The sequence below is a fragment of the Leptospira haakeii genome, from assembly GCF_002812045.1.
Taxonomy (GTDB): Bacteria; Spirochaetota; Leptospiria; order Leptospirales; family Leptospiraceae; genus Leptospira_B; species Leptospira_B haakeii.
This window is the reverse complement of sequence record NZ_NPEG01000001.1, coordinates 523,718-541,524: the sequence shown is the minus strand read 5'-3', so window position 1 is coordinate 541,524 and position 17,807 is coordinate 523,718. Positions and strand designations below refer to the sequence as shown.

Sequence of the window (17,807 nt, the reverse complement as noted above, 5' to 3'; positions counted from 1 at the left end):
CGTTCTGTTAAAATTTCCGAACTAGTTCGTATAGAAAAATCTTGAATTCTAAACACTAGGGATTAGAAAAGTCGCTCCATGGTTTATTTTAACTCATGGGCGATCTCTTCGCTCATCTGTTCCATCTTTACCTTTATCATTTTTGCTTTCTTAGCCGCGCTAAAGAAGAAGGCGAATTATACGAGCGCGTTCTCTTATCTATTTCTTTTCGTTTTCTTGATTAACTTCGGATTTTTCTTCTCGGCGATTCTTCCGTTTCCGGAGGCATCTTATCACAGGCTAGTTACTGGTCCGGCAGCTGTATTCGGCACGATCTTCCTCTGTATATTCGCTTACTTATATCCTAGAAATGATCATCCAAAAGAAGCAAAGTATGTGATCGGATCGCTACTTGGGATTTCCTTAATTACGATCTCTTATTCATATTATCAAATATTTACGAATAAGCCGCTATTTGATTTTACGGGGCAGATATACAATTACCATCAAAAAGTGGGCAACCTGCTCGCGGTTTCCTTACTTGCTTTCCTTTTGGTTATGATACTTATCCAGGTCCGAAAAATTATCAGAGCGGAAAAAGAAGAAAGAAAAGCCTTAATACAAATGTCCCTGGGAATGGATGTCACCTATTTAGTCCCAGTAGTTTCAAATCTTTTGTTTAGATCTGGAGTAATCACTTTTAACGCATTCCAGCAGTTGTACGTTGGTTTTATGATCTTAGGATATTTTACCCTCACTATATTATTTATTAATAATACTGTAGATAAAACTTCTTTTATGACAAAGATTATCGGGATTACCGTAGCTACTTGTTTGGTTTTTGCTCAGGCATTTTCTACGGTAGTAAATCTTAAAAATGAATCCTTATTTGACGAGATCAGTATTAAGGAAGCCCAGACATTTTTGAATACTGGTAAATCAGAAGGTTCTTCCATCGCATATGCTGTTTCTTTGGGAGATTCTTCTACTAAACCCAAGGTTTTAATAAAATCAGATGGTATTGAGCCAAATTTAAACTTAGCCCAAAAGGAAATTTTAGAAAATAGAAAATCAGGGAATTTCTTAAAAAGAACTCCAACTACTAATCTGCCTAAAACAAGTTCGGATGATTATGTACCTTCTCCTAATAATCTGTTTTATTCTTATTATCTGAGGGATGAAGTTGGAGAAAGAACTCTTCTAGTCGCGTTTCCTTATCTACATTACAGAAAATTTTTGGATGAAACGAATAGTTGGTTAGTGTTCTTAACTCTTTCTCTTGTGTTTGTGATCTTAGTTCTGTTCCCATTTTTCTTTAATCGAAGTTTGGTACGACCTTTGAACACTTTGATCCGAGGAGTAGGAGAAGTAAATTTAGGAAATCTTACGATCCGAATTCCGGTGCTTGTTCAAGATGAGATAGGTTATCTTTCCGAATCTTTCAACAAGATGGTGGGAAGTATTCTAGAAGGAAGAACTAAGTTAGAAGAATATGCAGATACTTTGGAAGAGAAAGTAGATGCTCGCACAAAAGAAGTTACCGAAAAAATGGAAGAGATCCATTCGCTCAAGGTGCAGCAGGATGGAGATTATTTTTTAACTTCTCTTTTAAGTAAGCCATTGATGACGAACTGGAATAGAGCTAGTTCGGTTACGACTAACTTCTATATTGAACAAAAGAAAAAATTCGTTTTTAAGAATAAAGAATCGGAGATTGGCGGAGATATTTGTATCAGCGGAAATCTTCTATTCGGTTCTGAAAAGGAAAGATGGTCCGTGTTTTTAAATGGAGACGCGATGGGAAAATCCATGCAAGGAGCAGGAGGAGCTATCGTACTCGGAACAGCTATGAACAATATCATGGCTAGATCTGCAAGCCAAGGAAAGGTCTTAAATATCTCTCCGGAGGATTGGGTGAAGGAATCTTACCGAGAGTTGGATGATATTTTCAGAACATTCGACGGAGTGATGATGGCCTCGGCTATCCTTGGTCTTATCAATGAAAAGACCGGAAAAATGTACTACTTTAACGCGGAACATCCTTGGGCAGTACTTCTACGAGATGGAAAGGCATCTTTCTTAGAAAGAGAATTAACCTTACGTAAACTAGGTTCTCCTTCCGAGATGAGCTTTAGGATTTTGGAATTCGATCTGAAACCCGGAGATATTCTTTATGTAGGCTCCGACGGACGAGATGATATCAATTTAACTGAAGATGGTGTGAATTGGATCATGAACTCTGACGAGAATATGTTCCTTAAAACGGTAGAGGAATCCAAAGGAGATCTTGATAATTTAGTGGATCGTATCCATAGTTTAGGTGCATTATCTGATGACCTTTCTTTGATCCGCATTGGATTTCATGAAAAACTTTCTCCAAATATAACAGAGTCTAAAACTAGTATCCCTGAATCCGTACTCAGAAAATATACGGAAGCAAAGGCTCTATTACAACAAAGAGAGATTGGTACTGCCGTTGTGTTATTGGAAGAAGCATTACATTCTGTCCCTTCTTTTAAAGCGGCTGCAAGATTATTGGGACAAGTTTATTATGATCGAAAGGAATATGATCCTTCTTCTCGTTGGTTTGAAAAGTATCTAGAGTTTGATTCAGATTCTCCTAATATCTGGTTCTTACTTTCAGTATGTTATAAACATTTAAAAGAATACTCAAAGTCTAGCCAAGCTGCTGAGAAGGTCCGTATCTCCCAACCTCATCGTCTTGCGAACCTGATCAACCTTACGGACAATTATAGATTATTAGGTCGCTTTAACGAGGCGCGTTCAATCTTAGAAGCAGCAGAGTCTATAGATGGAGAAAGCCCTGGAGTCCGAAAGTTGGACGAACTATTGAAATCGAAGGGCTACTAAAACAAATTTAGATTGTGGAATCGGCCATTTCACAATGTTTTGTAAAAAAGACGCCTTTTTAGAACTCCAAAGGTGGAACTCGAGGTGCCACAATGGCTAATTTATACTATGATAAAGATACGGACCTTTCCGTATTAAAAGGAAAGACCATCGCCGTAATCGGATACGGAAGCCAAGGTCACGCACAAGCTCAGAACATGAAAGATTCCGGACTGAAAGTTATCATCGGTCTAAAAGAGGGATCCAAATCCAAGAAAGAAGCTGAAGAAGCAGGTTTCGAAGTATTCTCCGTTTCTGAAGCGGCTAAAAAAGCAGACATTATCCAAATCCTTGCTCCGGACGAGATCCAAGGTGATATCTACAAAGCGGATATCGAGCCTAACCTGAAAGATGGAGATGCATTAGTTTTCTCTCATGGATTTAATATCCATTTCGAATTCATCCAACCTCCTAAAACTGTAGACGTTTACATGGTAGCTCCAAAAGGACCAGGACACTTGGTTCGTAGAGTATACGTAGAAGGTGGTGGAGTTCCTTGTTTGATCGCTGTAAACCAAGATGCAACTGGAACAGCAAAACAAAGAGCACTTGCTCACGCGGCTGGAGTAGGTGGGGGAAGAGCAGGGATCCTCGAAACTACTTTCAGAGAAGAGACTGAAACAGATCTTTTTGGAGAGCAAGTAGTTCTTTGCGGTGGTCTTTCTAACTTGATCATGGCAGGATTTGAAACTCTTACTGAAGCTGGTTACGATCCTGAGATCGCTTACTTCGAATGTCTACACGAAGTTAAACTTATTACTGACTTGATCTACGAAGGTGGATTAGCTCGTATGCGTTATTCTATCTCCGGAACTGCAGAATACGGAGACTATGTTTCCGGACCTCGTATCATCGACGCTGGTGTTAAGGCTCGTATGAAAGATGTTCTTGCTGATATCCAAAAGGCAAACGGTTCCAAGTTTGCAAAAGCTTGGATCGCAGAAACCAAAGCTGGTTATCCTGAGTTCAATAAGATGAGAGAGAAAAACGCAGGACATCCGATCGAAGAAGTGGGTAAAAAATTACGCAGCATGATGAAATGGCTGAGTAAATAATAAAACCCTAATACTTGGATGTTAAAAGGCCGGAATTTTCCGGCCTTTTTTATTTGGCAGCCTCAGTACCTTTTTCTCGTCCTTTACGTAACTAAAAAGATCCCTAAAATCCTGTAAACGTTCTAAAACCCCGGGGACTGCTCGGAACATAAGTTGGAAATTTCTTGCCTCGAACCCTAAAATCGTTCTAAGTTTGGAAAAAAAATCGGAAAATCGTAGGTCCTAAGTCTGGTACTTGCTCTTAGAAGGTATCTATCCTTAGGGCAAAAAAATAATGACAAAGCCTAGCTTTTTGCTATTTTGAGACACCCAAGCCAGGAGGCTCTGATTGAAATCCTTAATTTCCATAATCGGAATTTCCCTCTTTTTGTTTTCTACTGATGTGTTCGCACAGAAAAGGTTAGGCCTTATCTTCGGATCCAACTATAAAGGAAACAAAGCCGGAATCCCAGAATTAAATCTTTGTGAGGCGGATGCCAAGTATCTACACGATGAGATCAAACGTGTAGGAAAATTCGATGAGATCAAAATTGTTTTGGGTAAAGATGTAACCAAAGACAATATACAGAAAGAAATTAAGGCTCTTGCTTCCAAAGCAAAAGCGGACGATACTGTATTTCTTTATTTCTCAGGCCACGGTGCTTTTCAAAGAGATGAAAAAGCAAAGAACGGAATGAGAAACCTGATCATTTGTTATGATAGACCTCACCTTTCCGACGATGAGTTGAACGATTATTTAGAAGGAATCAAATCTCCTAAGACTGTTTTCGTTTTTGACTGCTGCTTCTCCGGAGGTATTGCTAAAAAAGGAAAGGCGACCAGGGGTTCTGCTAATGTTCCAATTCCGGAAGGAAGTGATGGAACGGTAAAACAAGATTCTCAGGACTTCTTCTTCCAAGACAAGGCGATCATTTCGAGTGCGGATGATAACCAAACCGCGATCGAAGTCGGCGGAACAATCAATCACGGGATTTTTACGTATAATTTTGGCAAGGCTCTTTCTAGCGGGGACTTAAATCAGGATAACGTAATCACTGCACTCGAAGCATTCTTCGCTTCTAAAGACGAAACAGTGAATATGGCTAAAAAGTACGATCACGAACAAGTGCCTCAGATTTCGGGTAACGCGTCCGGTATCTTTTTAGCGGGAGAAAAAAAACCAGATCCACCAAAACCTATTGAGCCGGTTAAACCTCCTGTAAATCCTACTCCAGTTCCGGATGTTCAACCTCCTAAGCCTGAGCCTGAAACTCCAGTGGTTACTAACGAAGAACCTCCGGTTGTTCCGACAAACTTGAAAGGCGATTTGGTAATCAAAACCACTATTATCCAAGATAGAGCTTATGCAGTTTCTGATCTTCCTCCAGAGATTCGTATAACTTCTGGTAAGAAAAGAGTGGGAAATCGTTCTATCAGAGTACTCATAGACGATAAGGAAGTTGATAAAACAATCACAACCGAATCTTCCAATTATTGGGGAGCGGTCAAAAGAATGGGTAAACTCACTCCAGGTGCGACTTATACTTTAACAGTTAAGGGTGTTCCAGCTGGAGTTCATAAGGTAACCATCCAGGCGGATGATTATCCTGAAGTTCAAAAAACCCAGGCAGTTCTTCCTAATAAGAGAAACGATCTGGAAGTTGTAACTTCTATGACAGGCTACGGAGCGATACGAGGAAAAGTGTTCTATAGAACCTTGGATAACCCAGTGATCAATCAGCCGATCTTCATGCCTACGGTTACAAGCGTAACCGGTATCAATAAATTAAATACTGACCAAAATGGTAACTTCTGGTTTACGAACCTAAAACCTGGAGAGTATGAGATAAAGGCTACCTTCGCAGAAGATCTGAACTTGAATAATGCTGATATTAAGGTGAGGGAGGGAGAAGTAACTGAAGTGGATATTATCCTGAATGTGAAGCTTCCTTCTACCAAGACCAAATATTAAGAACAGAATATTTAGTTTTCAAGAAGAGCCTCTCGAGAGATCGAGGGGCTTTTTTGTTCCTGGTTTGGGTTTTAATCTTTTTGGAAACTATTCCATTGTTTGGAATTGATCCTTCTTTTTCGAATTTCGATTAAGATCTTCATTTGTTTTCTATCTAGCAAATTCCCAGCTTTTAGACCGTATTCCGGTAAAGCAGTGTCGTTTGTAAGATTGGCAAAGGTTTTTCCGATTTTTGCGAAGGAACTCCGTAGATCCGGATCCATTTCGGGATATATCATAAATCGCCTCCGTGCGACCCCATTCGGGAAAAAAGGGAGAAAGTTCCGGGTTTTCCATCCTTGGAAAGGAAGCTTTCTCCCAAACTGTACTTCGGGACTTTGCGAAAATACTTGAGATATTTTTTTTCTTGTACGAAAAGAAAGTGCGGAGTAAATTCGGTAAAATGCAGATTCGTCTGGAAAATAAAACTGGGAAAAGATCGGGAAGATTCGTCGTGTACGAATACGGAACCGACCTATTTGGCTACGTTTACGTAGACAAAATCCTGGGCCGCGAAAGAGGCAAAATGGTTTCCAGATGGTTGATGCAAGACGTCGGTTCCTTGGTTCGTCTTTTGGACCATGAAATATACAAAAGAGAGACCGAAAACTACGAGAACGTTACTCTAGTGGTATGAACGCCCTAAACAGGGTCCGTCGACTTGGATCCGAAATTTCCCGCTTAAACAGGATCATCCAAAAGGAAGAATCCACTCTTTCTTTATTATCCACTTTCAGAATACTTTCCTTTTTATTTTTTATCGGATGGATCGTTGGAGTTTATCTTCTTCGAACTGTTTCTGATCTATATTATCTGCCTTCGATTGTCATCTTGGCTGTTTTCTATCATTTATTGTCTGCGTACCAAAAGAGAAGGGAAAAGATCAGAAGGTTACATGTCTGGTCCGATTTTTTGACGGCTCAGATTTCAAGGATCCAATTGGATGGAAAACATTATCCAAAGTCCAAAAGAGAATATTATAAAAATCTTGTATTAGAGGCGGGGCTTCCTCCTTGGACCAAAGATTTGGATTTTTTGGGGGAGAAGGGTATCTTTTCCAGAATAGACACCACTGTTATCCAAAAAGGAACTTCCAGATTTTTAGAATATTTTTTAGAAACTCCTGAAGAAGCAAAAGTAGTAGCGAGACAAACCGCAGTCATGGGTCTTTCTAAAAAAGCGAAAGTATTCCAAAAGCTACTCAGACAATTTAGATTATACGAAGCTTCTTTTCCGGCAAGAAGAGAAGGAGAAGATGAAAAACTTCCTTCTTATATTCCTAAGATCGGTAATTTCCAACCCGAACGTTCCGAAAAAAATAAGATAGATTTTCCATTTAATCTATTTGAAGAAGAGCCGAATGATTTTTGGAAATCTTCTTTTGGAAAAGTTTCAGGTGTGCTTAGAGTTTTATTTCCAGTTTGGATCGCTCTTGTTTGGCTTTTAGTATTAGGAAGTTTCCTATTCGGGCAGACCTGGGGATTCGGGATCTTTATTCTTCACTCCGCTTTTTTCGGATCTTATAGAAATAGATCCTTAAAGATGTTACAACCAATCGCAGAAGATTCGGAAACATTGGAGGAATTAGGAAAACTTCTACTCTATATTCGTTCTTCTAATCTTTCGGGAACAAAAGGAGAAGTCTTTCTTTCCAATTGGAATAAGAAGGAACTCAAAAACTCTTGGAAACAATTTCTTAAAATTTCCAATCTAGCTGCTTATACCCAATCTCCTCTAGCTCATGCATTATTGAATATTTTGTTTTTCTTCGATCTTTGGATTTGGAGAAGGTATACTTCTTGGTGGAATAAAGATGGTGCTTCTCTAAAGGCATCCATGTCGGATCTTGCCGAGCTGGATTCTTTACTTCCACTTGCGAACTTGAGCTGGATAGAACCAGAATTTACTTTTCCTATATTAGAAAAATCAAATGCAACTATCCATGCAAAAAATTTGATACATCCGTTAATACCCGCGGAGAAAAGAGTGGCGAACGATCTGGAGCCTATGCAACCAGGGAAACTTCTTCTTTTAACCGGATCGAATATGTCCGGAAAAACCACTTATCTGAGAGCATTAGGAATTTCGGGAATATTTGCAATGGCAGGGGGGCCTGTACCTGCTTCTGAATTTATAACTCCTATCTTAGACGTCCATTCCAGTATCCGAAATGAAGACTCCGTGGAGGAAGGGATCTCTTTCTTTTATGCGGAAGTCAGACGTTTAGGAAGAATATTACAAGATATTAAAAATTCGCAAAAGGGTAGATTAGTACTGTTAGATGAAATCCTAAAAGGTACGAATTCAAGAGAAAGGACAATCGCCTGTAAAGGGATCTTAAAAAAGTTAAGACAGTATGGTGTGTTCGGAATTATTACAACCCATGATTTGGAATTAGCGGATTTACCTGAACTTTCTTTATTTCATTTTAGAGAAGAAATTGAGAACGGTAAAATGACTTTCGATTATAAGATTAGATCGGGAATTGTCCAGTCCAGCAATGCTTTGGAAGTTCTAAGATTGGAAGGTTTAGATCTGGACTAAAATCAGACTTTGGTTGGTAGCCGGTATATCTCTTTTTTGTCTTGCCCGACAGGCTCTCTAAAATTCTAATCAATTGGAAAAGATGAAACGTTTACCAAGCAATCTTAAATTGATCGGCGGATATGCCATCTACTTTGTTCTCATTCTAATTCTTTATAAAGCAGCTTTTCTTTGGGTGTATTCCTATAGATTAGAAGGTGCAGAAACCAAGGATGTTTTATGGGCGATCTTGGTAGGACTTAGGTTCGATATCTCTGTGATCGGAATGATCTTAGGACCATTCGCTTTTCTTTCTTGCCTTCCATATATAAATCGGTTTAAGTTTTTCAATTTTTTCTGGGGTTACTTTCCTATCTTGATCAGCGTTTGGATGCTTTCACATTTGATCGCCGATATAGTTTATTTCGAAAATGCGAACAAACATATAGGTTACGAAGGATTCGTATTTATAGGAAAAGACATGGGTGTGATCTTAAAGTCCGCCTTTGAACAGAATCCTTTCTTAGCGGTGGTCGCTTCTCTTTTAGTTTTGGTATTCTTACCTTTATCCACATATCTTTTCTTAAAATTTAATCCATACAAACACGAACCTGAGTCATGGAAAAGAGACTCTATTATTTCCTTTGTTGTTTTAGTGATTGTTGTCTTTGCGATCCGAGGAGGAGTTCAGGAAACTCCTTTAAGAGCTAGTAATGCGATTGTTTCGGGACATTCTTTTGTGAATAATATTGCATTAAATGGTGTATTCACTTCTATCATGGATTTGAAAAGCCAATCCATTCCGAATTACCTAAAGTTAGAAACAAAAGAATCAGTTCGTATCGTTAGAGAGGAGATCTCTTATGAAGGCGCTGATTTTATCGGAAAAAAATATCCCTTATTAAGAAAACAGAAACAAACTAATAACGGAAAACCTCCTAATATAGTTTTAATCCTTCTGGAAAACTGGACCGGAAAATTTATAGATCCGATAAGCGATGGAAAAGTTTTCGGAAAAGAACTCACTCCCAACTTTAATAAACTTTTAAGAAAAGGAAGATTTTATACCAGGTTTTTTGCCTCAGGTGGAAGAACTACTAATGGTATGATGTCTATTCTTACCGGATTGCCGGATAGACCTGGACTAACGGTTGTTAGAACTCACCAAGTACTAGGAAATTTTTCCGGAATAGGGAATATTTTTAAAGGTTTAGGATATGATACATTTTTCGTAACCGGTGGAGATTTAAGTTTTGATAATAAAGCAACTTTAATGCCTCATTGGGGATTTGATTCCGTTCTGGGTGAAAAAGAGATCGCTAAGTTGAATCGATTCAAGATCGGAGCCTGGGGTTATGATGATGCAGACGTACTTCAGGTACTTCACGAAAAAATTTCCGAATCTAAAAAACCTTTCTTGGGAGTTTCTCTTACATTATCTACACATTATCCGTACCGCGCTCCAGATCCTAAATTCAGGATCTTTACGGAAGATGAGAGAGATTTTGAATATCTAAATGTGTATCATTATGCGGATTGGGCTCTTAAGGATTTTATGGATCGAGCGGAAAAATCCAAGTACTTTGATAATACGATCTTTGTATTTGTAGCAGATCATACTCACCATCGTTATTTGGATTACTACGAAGATAGAAATATTCCGTTTTTGATATATTCTCCGGGAAAAATTTTGCCTGCAATAGATGATAAAGACGCCTCTCAATTAGATGTGATCCCTACTATTTTGGGCCTTGTAGGTAAAGAAGCATACTTTTCCGCTATGGGAAGGAATCTGCTTGCCCCTAAAAAGACGGAGTCTGCATATTTTGCTTATGGAAATTTAATCGGTTGGATAGAGTCGAATCTATTCTATATCCACTTCGTGGACGGAAATCGTAATTTGAAATATTCTGCAAAAGGTCAAAGAGAAGAAGTAAGTCTTTGCGACACTCAACCGAAGATCTGTGATTCTCATTTTAATAAGGCGAGAGCATTCTTGAATCTTAGCCATGAATTGATGAATCAGAATTTAGTATTTCCAACTAAGGAAGAGTTGGAAAGAAAAGAGTATTAATTATTTCTCTTTTTGTTTTTTATCAGACTCGGAACTACTTCCGCCGAATAGGCCGGTAACACCATCCCAAAGGTCTCGGACATATTCTCCGATCACGGACCCTGCGACTCCACCTGCGTAAGGTCCGCCTAAAGGAATAAGATAAGGCCCTAATAAAGTCATACCCGTATATACACTTCCAAGCCATATAGGATCTACATAAGGTATACTTTTCCCGAAGGTTCCTGCATAGATAATTGGGATCTGCAAACCTTTGCCGATATACTTTCCACCAAGGCGAAGATGTAATCTCATATCTATCTTTTGGTCAAAACCCACGGTCCCTTTTCCATCCACATCCATTCCACTGTTCTCAATTTCCAGTTTCATGTTAGGGAAATACATCTCATTCCCTCCAACTTTAACATCGGATCTAAGGGCCTCGAATTTTAACTGTCTCCCATCCACTCCTTTGAATGTGATAATTTTACCAACCGTATTCAAGACCGGGACCATGAAGTTTGCGTAACCTACTAACTCTCCATTTTTAATCGTGATATTTCCGATCCCTTTCATGTTTGCGAAAAGTTCCGTAACAGAATCCCTAGAATGATTTCGGATCTGTGTTTCGAAAGAGAACCAACTGGAAAGTTCACCTTCCATAATTTTTTCGGATACATAAGGGAGAAGGACCTTATCTACTTGGAGTCTATGTGCATCTCCTTCCACTTCTATCTTAGGAATATCAGGATATATTTTAGCTTTTCCTAATATTTCTCCGTTATAGATATATGCATGGAAATTCGGAATAGAAAGAAGTGGATCTACATACTTCGCTTCCATTTTGATATGAGCGAATCTATGTTTGAACGCGAAAATATTATTCAATTCTCCGGTAAAATAGAAGATACCTGGAGGAGAATTCGGATCGAAAAGATCTTCTCTTACTTTGAATAGTTTTCCTAACTTTAAAAGATTATGATAGTCTCCATAATCCGCTTTGATATCGAACTGGCCTAAACTTCTGTTCTTCCAGTTTACACTTCCCTTTGCGGTCGCTTTTGCCACCCCTTCCCAGATAGCTTCTATAAAAGGAAAGGCGACCTTTTTATTGATCAGGTCCAGATCGAAGTCTACATTCAGTCTGATATTTCCGAAAGGTAATCCTCCTTTATATGCAAGATCCTTAATTTGGTTTCGGACCTTGAATTTGAAGATTGTACCTTCTTCCTTTATGACTTCAGTTCTCCCTGAAATTTTCGTTTTGGAGAAGTCGCTTGCAGGAAAAATATTAAATATTTCTCTGAGCAATGAAAGAGAAAGTTCTTCCGTCTTTAGAACTGCACTGAATTGTAATTTTTCCCAATCCACTGGAAAACTTTGCAGGCCGCCTGTCATTTCCAGATCTATAGGTTGATCGTCTATTCTTCCTTGAAATAATAGATCTACATCCTTTCCGTAAAAAGAAACGGAGACCTGAGACTTTTTAAAATATACTACGTATTTTTTATCGTGATTTTGTTCGTTATATACTAATGTGAAATTATCTATTTCGATATTCTTTAAACTGACTGCAAAAAAGTCCTCGGTAGAAAACCCGATCCGAGAGTTTACATCATCTAGAAGTTCTTTTACGTTGCTCTTCTTTTCTATATCCTTCTTCTTTCCATTTAAATATTCTACTATATCGAAAGATCCATCCTTTCTTCTCTCCAGATGAAGGGATCCTCCGTTAATGGAAATATCTCGTATCTCTATCATTCTTTTGATGAGACCAAACCAAGAAATATCTATATCTACTTTATCGCTGACTGCAATGAGAACATTGTCTTTTCGGATCTCAATTTGATTTAGTTCGATACCTGGAAAAGGAAGAAGGTATAGATCCGAATCCGCAACCCTGATATCTAAATCAGTCGAACTTCTGAGACGATCTAATATAAATTCTTTATATACATCTTTCTTTTGAACGAAAGGGATATAAACGATCAGTACGAATAATAATACGAAGAACCCGAGAATAGAGATGTAGCGGATCTTGTTCTCTTCTAAATACCGATTGAGCACATCCCATGAGCGCATTTTATTTTCCGTCCGGAAAATGGCAATAGGACTTGTGGCCTTCGCCCAGATCTTTCCATTCTGGAGTTTTTTCGGAACAAATCTCTTTAGCGATAGGACAACGAGTATGGAAATGACAACCTTTCGGTTTTTTTAATATACTTGGCACCTCTCCTTGTAGAGGGGTTTTTCGGATTTTTCGATTTTCTACTTCGAATATTGCTCCGAATAAAGCCTTTGTATACGGATGAGAAGGTTTTTCTGCAATCTGGGATTTAGTACCGAACTCTACGATTTTCCCTAAATACATGACAGCGATCTTATCGGAGATAGATTTTACGATTCCCAAATCATGAGAGATGAATAAATAAGAAAGTCCGAAATCAGTTTTCAATTTTTGTAATAGAAGAAGTACCTGAGCCTGATTAGATACATCTAAAGCGGAAACTGCTTCGTCAAAAAGTATAAATTCGGGCTTTAGGATAAGCGCTCTTGCGATTGCGATCCTTTGTCTTTGTCCTCCGGAAAACTCATGAGGATATCTGTTTAGAATTTCTGGGGACAGTCCTACTTTTTCTAAAATATCGGCAGCTTCCTTCTCCGCTTGCTCATCGGTATAATTTGCATGGATAAACAATCCTTCCGTTAAGATATCTTTAATATTTCTTCTAGGGTTTAAGGAAGAGTATGGATCTTGAAATACGATCTGGATCTGTTTCCTGAGAGGCAAAAACTCTTTTTCTTTTAGGTTTAAGATCTCTTTTCCTTTGAAAAATATAGAACCTGAATCCGATTTAAGAAGTCTGAGTATGGCCCTGCCTAACGTGGATTTTCCGCATCCGGATTCTCCAACTAGGCTAAAGGTTTCTCCTTCTTCCATTTCTAAATTTACATTTTCTACGGCTTTGATTACTGATTTTCTAACGCCAAAAAAGCCTTCTTTTCCGTAGCTTACATTCAGATCTTTAATCTCTAAAAGTTTCATCCAGCAAGCTCCTTCTTCTCATTTAAGAAGCAGGCAGATAGATGCCCAGACTCATTCGTATTTTTTAATATAGGTTTCACCGTATTACAGTGAGAAAATACAAAATCACATCTGTCCGAATAATGACAACCTTTAGGGTAATTTCCTGGAGAAGGTAGTCTTCCTTCTATCGGTTTAAAAATACCGGTCTGAGAAAAATGAGAAGGTAAAGAATCCAGAAGATCTTTTGTATAAGGATGATTCGGTTCATCCAATACTTGGTCTACGGTTCCAAGTTCGGCAATTCGCCCTGCATACAGTACGCAGATACGATCTGCTATATGACTGACCAAACCAAAATCATGAGAGATGAATAATACGGATAAGTTCATCTTTTCTTTGAGCCTTAGTAGGAGTTCCACCAATTGGGCCTGGACTGTAACATCCAAAGCGGAGGTAGGCTCGTCTGCGATTAAAAGTTCAGGATCACACATCAATGCCATCCCTATCCCGACCCTTTGTAAGATTCCACCACTCAACTGATGAGGATAACAATTCATCCTTAATTTTATGTCGGTAATTCCTACTGCTCCAAGAAGATATTCGGCCTTATCTTCTGCTTCTTTACGGGTCCCGAGCCCATGTTCTAAAAATCCTTCCGTCATTTGGTCTTTTATTTTACTTAAGGGATTCAAGGCGGAGAAGGGTTCCTGGAATACGTATGAGATTTTTTTTCCTCTGATCTTCCTTAAAGTTTCAGAGTCGGTTTGAAGAAGGTCTGTTCCTTCGAATAGTGCCTTTCCATTCGAGTATCTAAAAGATTCATGAGGAAGTAATTTTGTGATCGCGGCGGAGCATACTGATTTTCCACAACCTGATTCTCCTACAAGAGCAAGAACTTCTCCTTTACGGATCTCGAAATTTATATCTTCCAATAATGGCACGAACCTTCCTTCTTTTGAAAGTTCTAGATTTAAGTTGGACACTTGGAGGATGGCTTCCGAATTCATTCGTACGTTACCTTCTCCTTAGAATCAAAAGAATCACGTATCCCTTCTCCTATAAAAGAAGAAAGAAGAATGGTCGCAGCCAAAGACAGAGAAGGAAAAGCAATCAACCACCAAGCCCTTAGATTATCTCTTCCTTGGCTGATCATTTCTCCCCAAGAAGGATTTGGTGCTGGAATTCCGTAACCTAAAAAGTCGAGAGCGCTTAGAATGGAGATCGAGCTAATGAGTGCAAAAGGTAAGAAGGTTACAAGCGGGGTAATCGCATTCGGGAGAATATGATTTTTCATAATACTCCAAGAGCTAGCGCCTAACGCTTTTGCTGCATCTACATAAGTGAGAGCCTTAGATCTATAAAATTCTCCCCTCATATACATGCTGATCCCTATCCAACTTAATGTGGAGTAAGTGATCCCCAATACAATAAACCCTCTGCCAAAAAAGGAACCCATGATCAGTATCAAATATAAGAAAGGAATGGCGGATAAAATTTCAATAATCCTTTGTAGGATAATATCAGTCCTCTTTCCGTAATATCCTTGGATCCCACCTATAATAGTTCCAAAAAGGAATTCTATAATTACTAATATGAGTCCGAAACTCATAGAATTTCTATACGCGTAAAAGATCCGAGTGAATACATCTCTTCCCCTATCATCAGTTCCAAGCCAATGTTTTAGGCTCGGAGAAGAAGGAGGATTTTCGTTATCGTCGATTGTTTCTAAATTGTCTTCGTTGTATCCGTATGGAACCGGAGGAAATAAAATCCAGTTATCATCGTCATCTTCGAAATCTTCTCTCAATTTCAATTTTTTATAATTTATAGGAGAATATTCGGACCCGCCGAAATCCTTATCAGTATAGCGGAAGAAGATAGGGAATTTCCAAGAATCATCATAAGAAACGATCCAGGGTTGATTATTTGCAAGTATAGGTGCAAATAGAGAAATAATATAAGAAGTCCCTAAGATCCAAAGAGAGATCCAAGCTTTTGTATTGGATCTAAATTTTTCGAATCTTCTTTTGGCTAAAGAGTTCATGCTTCGAAATTGATCCTAGGGTCGATGATAACATAACAAAGATCTGAGAGAATATTTCCGATCAGTGAAAGAAAACTTTGGACCAATAATAATCCCATCATCAGGTTTGTATCTCTTTCAGTAACTGCTTGGAAACCAAGCAGTCCGATCCCATCGATACTGAATACCAACTCAATGATTAAAGATCCTGCTAAGACCAAACTAAGATTAGAACCAAAACCGGTCGCTATCGGAATCAGACTGTTCCTAAAAGCGTGTTTATAAATCGCATCTTTAAAAGATAAACCTTTGGAGATCGCAGTTCTAACATACTCCTTAGAGATCTGATCTAATAAAGAATTTTTCATTAAAAGAGTAAGCATCGCAAAAGATCCGGAAACGTAACAAAGCACCGGCAAGAACATATGCTCGGCTCTATCTATGATCTTTTCGAAAAAATCCAGGTCGTCGTAGTTATCAGAATATTCATGACCTAGAGGAAATACCGAAAATACTTCGCCAGAAGAAAACAAATATAATAGCAACATAGAAAGTGCGAATACAGGAATCGAGTAAGCAATCAGAATGATGATACTTGTTCCACTATCGAATGCCTGCCCACTTTGGATTGCTTTACGAATTCCTAATGGGATACAAATTAGATAAGAAAGTAAAAATCCGGAAAGTCCGAATGTAAGGGAGACCGGTATCTTTTCGAAAATGAGTTCGTTTACGGGGCGAGAATGTAATCTAGATTCTCCCAGATCTAAACTAGCAACATCCCATAACCAGTATAGATAAGCGACTGGGAGGGGTTTATCCAAACGTAGTTTTTGTTTTAGGATCTCTATCTCTTCGTTGTTGATCAAAGAAGATCTTGCCCCATCCTCGTTGCCGTATCCTCTTAATTTTGCGATCTCCCTTTCCAAGGGCCCACCTGGGGCCAGGTGAGATAAAATAAATACTAGGAAAGTGATTCCGAGGATTGTAGGAATGATCAGAAAGATCCTTTTTAAAAAATAATTTCTCATTCTGATTAAAGTCCGCTAAAAATCATAACCCGCTTCGGACATCGAACAATTTTCCAAACCGTTTGCAAGGGATAAAGGTTTTTTCTCAGGCCTAAATCGGCAATTAACGGAAAGGTTTTAGTTCCAGATAACCTTTTCCTTTTACGGATTTTCCTTCGACTTCTCCGCCGACTTTAATCGCACCTTCCCAATAAATTAGTCCAGTGCTAGATCTTGCGTCGAATTCTTGCTCTTCGAATTTGGGCGAGATATTCAAATTAAATCTTTCGGAAATTAATTTCCATCGTAATTTATAGGTATTTCCTGTTTGGTCACTTTTCCAGGTTTTATCTTCAGGAACAAATTTCAGATCGTTTTCATTTTCTAAAGAGATTACCTTTCCGTCGGGAGAACGGTAAGTCCCGAAAGTTTCCACATCTCCGGCTTTGTTCTTAAAATTGAATGCCATGATATCGGAGCCGTCTTCCATTTGTATACAGATCCAATCCCAGGAAATATCCTTGGAAGAAAGGTCGAATGCAGCCTCGGTTCCTTCCGGACTACTCCACTCATGATCCATCCAGCTTGTGCCCGATTTGACATGATACTCTTTCCCTTCTAAATAAAGAGAGCCCTTAGTCTCCAAACGAGGGATGCTATAATAATAAGAGAAAAATTTGGGATTCTTTCTGCTCTTGAGAGACTTCCCGTTTTTGCCATGGATAAGAATATTTTTTTGTTTGGTGCTTAGCTCCAGTTCTAAACCGAAGCCAGAGTCTGTTCTTGGAAAAGCAGAGATCCGGAAGTCTGCAGGGCCAGTAACTTCCATACGGTAGTCTCCGCTCCATAAGTTGCTCTTATCTTGCCCGGCGACCCCACCTAATTCTCTTTCGATTGTTTGAGAGATCTTATGTTTTTCATCTTCCAGATCAGAGATTGCAAAGTGAACAGGATATAACGCAACTTTTGGTCCAAGGTAAGCTCGGAAGAAGCTTAACTCATACCCCAATTCTTTACCTTCTTCCGTATCCAAGATACCGATAAAATAACACCATTCTACTCTGTATCCTTTATGGAAAAAATGGTCTTGGGGAAATTTAAAGCCGTCGGTTTTCGGGGCAGCGAATCCGTTTCCGCTCGATAGGAAGAACAAAGATGAGAACAGAACTGAAGTTAGGATCCCGGAGGTTCTATTTGGTCTTACGACTCTATTTGTTAAAAATTGGAAGGGCATAT

General features: G+C 38.8%; 13 protein-coding genes. 6 read left to right on the top strand and 7 right to left on the bottom strand.

The window, feature by feature from the left end; translation table 11 throughout:
• Positions 1 to 78 precede the first annotated feature (78 nt).
• The 3 genes from CH377_RS02610 to CH377_RS02600 all read left to right on the top strand — a co-directional run bounded on the left by CH377_RS02610 (position 79) and on the right by CH377_RS02600 (position 5,895).
• Positions 79 to 2,850 (top strand): SpoIIE family protein phosphatase, encoded by a 2,772-nt coding sequence (locus CH377_RS02610; protein ID WP_100722268.1) that lies wholly within the window; start codon positions 79 to 81, stop codon positions 2,848 to 2,850.
• Positions 2,851 to 2,942: 92 nt separating this feature from the next.
• Positions 2,943 to 3,944, top strand: coding sequence for a ketol-acid reductoisomerase (gene ilvC, locus CH377_RS02605; RefSeq protein WP_100704979.1), 1,002 nt, complete (start codon positions 2,943 to 2,945; stop codon positions 3,942 to 3,944).
• Between the two features lie 328 nt (positions 3,945 to 4,272).
• Positions 4,273 to 5,895, top strand: a complete 1,623-nt coding sequence (locus CH377_RS02600) for a caspase family protein (protein WP_100722267.1) — start codon at positions 4,273 to 4,275, stop codon at positions 5,893 to 5,895.
• A 71-nt stretch (positions 5,896 to 5,966) separates the two neighbouring features.
• On the opposite strand, the gene CH377_RS02595 is transcribed toward CH377_RS02600, so the two are convergent.
• Entirely contained in the window at positions 5,967 to 6,173 is a 207-nt protein-coding gene (locus tag CH377_RS02595; RefSeq protein WP_100722266.1) for a hypothetical protein, read from the bottom strand.
• 164 nt (positions 6,174 to 6,337) lie between these two features.
• On the opposite strand from CH377_RS02595, the gene CH377_RS02590 reads away from it, so the two are divergent.
• From CH377_RS02590 to CH377_RS02580, 3 genes are all read left to right on the top strand, one after another.
• Entirely contained in the window at positions 6,338 to 6,571 is a 234-nt protein-coding gene (locus tag CH377_RS02590; protein WP_100722790.1) for a hypothetical protein, read from the top strand.
• Positions 6,568 to 8,478, top strand: coding sequence for a MutS family DNA mismatch repair protein (locus CH377_RS02585; protein WP_100722265.1), 1,911 nt, complete (start codon positions 6,568 to 6,570; stop codon positions 8,476 to 8,478). Before CH377_RS02590 ends, CH377_RS02585 begins: the two co-directional genes overlap by 4 nt.
• Before the next feature lie 82 nt (positions 8,479 to 8,560).
• On the top strand, positions 8,561 to 10,531 hold the full coding sequence (locus CH377_RS02580) for an LTA synthase family protein (protein WP_100722264.1): 1,971 nt from the start codon (positions 8,561 to 8,563) through the stop codon (positions 10,529 to 10,531).
• On the opposite strand, the gene CH377_RS02575 is transcribed toward CH377_RS02580, so the two are convergent.
• The 6 genes from CH377_RS02575 to CH377_RS02550 all read right to left on the bottom strand — a co-directional run bounded on the left by CH377_RS02575 (position 10,532) and on the right by CH377_RS02550 (position 17,805).
• Positions 10,532 to 12,592, bottom strand: a complete 2,061-nt coding sequence (locus CH377_RS02575) for an AsmA family protein (protein WP_100722263.1) — start codon at positions 12,590 to 12,592, stop codon at positions 10,532 to 10,534.
• Between the two features lies 1 nt (position 12,593).
• Positions 12,594 to 13,556: an ABC transporter ATP-binding protein gene (locus CH377_RS02570; RefSeq protein WP_100722262.1), complete on the bottom strand. Its 963-nt coding sequence runs from the start codon at positions 13,554 to 13,556 to the stop codon at positions 12,594 to 12,596.
• Positions 13,553 to 14,545 (bottom strand): ABC transporter ATP-binding protein, encoded by a 993-nt coding sequence (locus CH377_RS02565; protein ID WP_100722261.1) that lies wholly within the window; start codon positions 14,543 to 14,545, stop codon positions 13,553 to 13,555. The genes CH377_RS02570 and CH377_RS02565 overlap by 4 nt, the downstream gene beginning before the upstream one ends.
• A complete protein-coding gene (locus tag CH377_RS02560; RefSeq protein WP_100722260.1) occupies positions 14,542 to 15,582 on the bottom strand; it encodes an ABC transporter permease subunit in 1,041 nt (346 codons plus the stop codon). The genes CH377_RS02565 and CH377_RS02560 overlap by 4 nt, the downstream gene beginning before the upstream one ends.
• Positions 15,579 to 16,592: an ABC transporter permease subunit gene (locus CH377_RS02555; protein ID WP_100722259.1), complete on the bottom strand. Its 1,014-nt coding sequence runs from the start codon at positions 16,590 to 16,592 to the stop codon at positions 15,579 to 15,581. Before CH377_RS02555 ends, CH377_RS02560 begins: the two co-directional genes overlap by 4 nt.
• Positions 16,593 to 16,695: 103 nt before the next feature.
• Positions 16,696 to 17,805, bottom strand: coding sequence for a lipocalin-like domain-containing protein (locus CH377_RS02550; protein ID WP_100722258.1), 1,110 nt, complete (start codon positions 17,803 to 17,805; stop codon positions 16,696 to 16,698).
• Positions 17,806 to 17,807: the final 2 nt, after the last annotated feature.

Excerpts from the sequence above, each read along its gene's own strand:
- CH377_RS02610 (WP_100722268.1), top strand. The coding sequence starts at position 79 with ATGGTTTATTTTAACTCATGGGCGATCTCTTCGCTCATCTGTTCCATC.
- ilvC (WP_100704979.1), top strand. The coding sequence starts at position 2,943 with ATGGCTAATTTATACTATGATAAAGATACGGACCTTTCCGTATTAAAA.
- CH377_RS02585 (WP_100722265.1), top strand. The coding sequence starts at position 6,568 with ATGAACGCCCTAAACAGGGTCCGTCGACTTGGATCCGAAATTTCCCGC.
- CH377_RS02565 (WP_100722261.1), bottom strand. The coding sequence starts at position 14,545 with ATGAATTCGGAAGCCATCCTCCAAGTGTCCAACTTAAATCTAGAACTT.
- CH377_RS02570 (WP_100722262.1), bottom strand. The coding sequence starts at position 13,556 with ATGAAACTTTTAGAGATTAAAGATCTGAATGTAAGCTACGGAAAAGAA.
- CH377_RS02550 (WP_100722258.1), bottom strand. The coding sequence starts at position 17,805 with ATGCCCTTCCAATTTTTAACAAATAGAGTCGTAAGACCAAATAGAACC.
- CH377_RS02560 (WP_100722260.1), bottom strand. The coding sequence starts at position 15,582 with ATGAACTCTTTAGCCAAAAGAAGATTCGAAAAATTTAGATCCAATACA.
- CH377_RS02555 (WP_100722259.1), bottom strand. The coding sequence starts at position 16,592 with ATGAGAAATTATTTTTTAAAAAGGATCTTTCTGATCATTCCTACAATC.
- CH377_RS02590 (WP_100722790.1), top strand. The coding sequence starts at position 6,338 with ATGCAGATTCGTCTGGAAAATAAAACTGGGAAAAGATCGGGAAGATTC.
- CH377_RS02580 (WP_100722264.1), top strand. The coding sequence starts at position 8,561 with ATGAAACGTTTACCAAGCAATCTTAAATTGATCGGCGGATATGCCATC.
- CH377_RS02575 (WP_100722263.1), bottom strand. The coding sequence starts at position 12,592 with ATGCGCTCATGGGATGTGCTCAATCGGTATTTAGAAGAGAACAAGATC.
- CH377_RS02595 (WP_100722266.1), bottom strand. The coding sequence starts at position 6,173 with ATGATATATCCCGAAATGGATCCGGATCTACGGAGTTCCTTCGCAAAA.